Genomic DNA, 3,695 nt, shown 5'->3' with positions numbered 1-3,695 from the left:
GTGTCAGCCAACATCAATGCTGGATGTGCCGGCCTCATCGTCGGAACGCCGCCCGGACCAAGCTCGCTCCCACAATGTTCGAGGGTACACACAGATTTCGTGTCCGACACAGTTCAACTGTGGGAGCGAGCYTGCTCGCGAWAGCGGAGTGTCAGCCAACATCAATGCTGGATGTGCCGGCCTCATCGTCGGAACGCCGCCCGGACCAAGCTCGCTCCCACAATGTTCGAGGGTACACACAGATTTCGTGTCCGACACAGTTCAACTGTGGGAGCGAGCTTGCTCGCGATAGCGTCAGGTCAGTCAACATAGATGTTGAATGTTCTGCCGTCATCGCGAGCACGCTCCCACAGGGTTTTGTGTATGTCGTACTGACTCTGAATTAAACCACCCGCGCCGGATGCTGTTGACGCGGGTCGCCGAGCATGGTGCGGTGGGACGGCGGCTGGCGGCCTTCGGCTTCGCTGATGCCATAACCAGGGGCGATTTCGGCGGTGATCAGGGTCTGCCCGGACAACGCCATCAACTGTGGATCATTGAGCAAGGCATGAATCACCCGCCCGTTGAACTGTGGGGTTTCGGCGTGAGCCAGAAACGCCTGGTACTGCTCGCCATGCTGCTCACCGGCAATCCTGGTGCGTTCGGTCAGTTGCGGGCCGAGCCACAGCGACAACGCCGCTACACCCTGCCCTTCGAAATCAATCGCCATGTCCGCCGCCAGCTTATCGACCCCGGCCTTTTGCGCGCCATACGCCGGGCCATGCATGTAGCAGCCGGCACCGAACGACGACGTGAAGCAAATCAGGCCTTGAGTACTTTTCAGCAACAGCGGTGCCGCATAGTAGCTGGCAATGTAGGCCGAGCGCAGGCCGACGTCGAGAATGCGCACCAGCTCCAGCGGTTTGGCCCAGAACGGCCCTGGCTCGATCARCCGGTCATGGATGAACGCGGCGTTGTTGACCAGCAAATCCAGATGCCCGCACTCTGCTTCTACTCGGGTAAACAGCGCCTGAACCTGCGCGTCATCGGCGTGATCACAGACCACCGCGATACCGCGCCCACCGGCAGCGGTGATTGCCGCAGCGGTGTCCTCCAGCGAACCGCTCAAGGCATGTCCGTACAAGTTCGACCCGCCCTGCGCCGGGGCGCGACCGGTGACATACACCGTCATGCCCGCCGCCCCGAGGGCCAGGGCAATGCCCTGACCCACTCCGCGACTGGCGCCGGTCACAACGGCAATCTGTGGACGCTGACTGTTCATTCGACACTCCCGAACAAGGCTTTCGCCGACGCGGTTTCGCTCTGGCGCTTGATGTGATTGGCCGCCAGGTAACCGAAGGTCATGGCCGGGCCGATGGTCGAACYGGCGCCCGGATAGGTGCGGCCCATCATCGAGGCGGCGCTGTTGCCGATGGCGTACAGGCCGTTGATCGGTTCTCCGTCTTCGTGCAGCACGCGGGCGTGTACGTCGGTCAGCAGGCCACCCTTGGTGCCGATGTCGCCGGCGTCGATGCGCACGGCGTAGAACGGCCTCTTGAGCAACGGCGCCAGGCACGGATTGGGTTGCACGTTCGGGTCGCCGTAGTAGCGATCGAACAGCGACTCACCCTTGTGGAAATCCTCGTCGACGCCCTGCACGGCCATGCCGTTGAAGCGCTGCACGGTGCGCACCAGCCCGCCAGAATCGACGCCGATTTTCGTCGCCAGTTCTTCCAGACTCGATGCCTTGTGGAAGTAATCACGCAGATGCTCGGGCAATTGCCAATCGCGCTGGGCATAGCCCGGCAGCAAGGCGCCGCACGGGTATTTGCGGCGGAACTCGGCGTCGAACACCATCCAGCACGGCACGCTCACGGCGCCTTCGCGGTTGTTGGCGTACATCGCGTAAACAATATCGGTGTAGGGCGCGGCTTCGTTGACGAAACGCTCCCCCGCCGCGTTGACCATCACGCACCCCGGCAAGGTGCGTTCAACGAACAGCGCACGCTGTTTTTCTTCGCCCTTGACGTAAGTGGTCGGCGCCCACCAGCTGTGCTCCATCAACGCGGTCCGCGCGCCAAGGGCCTGGCCGGCGCGAATGCCGTCGCCGGTATTGTTCGGCGGCGTGGCACTCCAGTTCGCCTGGGACGGCTGTGGCAGGTACTGCTCACGCATCGCCTGATTACGCTCGAAGCCCCCAGCGGCGATGATCACCCCGTAACGTGCCTTGACGTTGAGCAACTGACCGTTGCGATTGACCCGCGCCCCGCCGACCCGCTCGCCGATCAGCAGCAGCTCTTCCAGCGCACAGTTGAGCCACAGCGACTTGCCGCGATCCTGCAACGAACAGCGCAAGGCACCGATCAAGGCATTGCCCAGGGTCAGAAAACGGTCGCGGCGGGACAAGCGCCGCCCCTCGCGATCCCGCCAGTAGCGCCACATCACCCGCAGGGTCAGGCGCAACCAGCCTGGGCCACGGCACAGCAGCACCTGCGCTTCTTTCATGGTCATCGCCATGCGCCCCATCATCAGGGTGCCGGGGGACGGCGCACGCATACGCAGGAATTCTTCACCGAGCTCGGCGGCATCGAACGGTTGCGGATCCATCGAGCGATAGCCCGGTTTACCGCCCTCGACTTCCGGATAGTAATCGGCGTAACGCGGTTGCGCCTCGAAGCGCACGCGGGTGTGTTGTTCCAGGTACTCGACCATCTCCCGGCCGTGCTCGACATAGGCTTCGATGCGCCCGTCGTCGATCTCGCCATGGGTCACGGCGCGGATGTAGGCAATCGCTTCGGCCGCCGAATCACTACCGCCGATCGCATTGATCCGGTGGTTATTGGGGATCCAGATGCCGCCGCCGGACACCGCCGAGGTGCCGCCGTACTCGCCGCTCTTTTCGATCAGCAACGCATTCAGGCCCAGGTCGTGGGCGCGCAGCGCAGCGGTCATGCCCCCGGCTCCCGAGCCAATCACCAACACATCACAGCACTCGTCCCATTTGATCCCGGCAGCGTTCATGCGATCACCCTTGTTCAGCGCCCATCAGGCAGAAACCGCCACCGCCGGATCTTCGCCCGGTGCAGTCGGTCTCGGGATTGTTCGCCGCAAGCGCCGGGTGTTCATCGTCCGATAAGACTAAGGCCAGACCTGCGGCCGCCCCGTACAAATCGCTTAGTCCGCTTGGACGATGTTGCGCACAAGTCGTGACTCCATAGTCGCCCACAGTACCAATCACCCCCCAGAAATGCAGGTCGGGCAGGTCTGACCTGGGCCATGAGGACGACATGATAAAAACAATAATCGCCCCACCAACACAGCACCCTCGCACACAGCTTGTTCTATTGATGCTGGCTGGCGGACTAAGCGCTCACGTTAATGCCATGAGCTTTCAGCCGAGCGAAGACTTGAGCATCGACTGGGACACCACACTGACGTACAGCCTCGCCTGGCGGACCGAGTCTCGCGATCACAAACTGACCGCCAATGCCAACGGCAACGACGGCGACAACGCGTTCGACAAAGGCAGCCTGATCAACAACCGCAGCGGCTTTCTCACCGAAGCCAACATCAAGTGGCAGGACGACTACGGTGTGTTCGTCCGGGCGACCGGTTTCTACGACAACGTCTACGATCAGGACAACGACAACACCACCGGCACCTCGAACTGCTTTGCCGGCGGCCATTGCAGCCAGCCTGACCGCTTCTCCCAGGAC

Annotated in this window: 3 protein-coding genes; 1 reads left to right on the top strand and 2 read right to left on the bottom strand. The window is 62.5% G+C overall.

The features are described from left to right. Nucleotides 1-382 precede the first annotated feature (382 nt). Both ACXRVY_RS20030 and ACXRVY_RS20025 read right to left on the bottom strand, forming a co-directional pair. Nucleotides 383-1,261 carry an SDR family NAD(P)-dependent oxidoreductase gene (locus ACXRVY_RS20030; protein WP_223463228.1) on the bottom strand — a complete coding sequence of 293 codons (879 nt, stop codon included), beginning with the start codon at nucleotides 1,259-1,261 and terminating at the stop codon, nucleotides 383-385. Continuing rightward, a complete protein-coding gene (locus ACXRVY_RS20025) occupies nucleotides 1,258-3,000 on the bottom strand; it encodes an FAD-binding protein (protein WP_458238064.1) in 1,743 nt (580 codons plus the stop codon). The genes ACXRVY_RS20030 and ACXRVY_RS20025 overlap by 4 nt, the downstream gene beginning before the upstream one ends. A 266-nt stretch (nucleotides 3,001-3,266) precedes the next feature. Here ACXRVY_RS20025 and ACXRVY_RS20020 point away from each other — a divergent pair. Then, nucleotides 3,267-3,695, top strand: a 429-nt coding sequence (locus tag ACXRVY_RS20020) for a DUF1302 domain-containing protein (protein ID WP_458238063.1), incomplete at its 3' end; no start/stop codon positions are given.

This window comes from Pseudomonas sp. P5_A2_2 (assembly GCF_054177685.1).
This window is presented reverse-complemented; position numbering and strand designations above follow the sequence as displayed.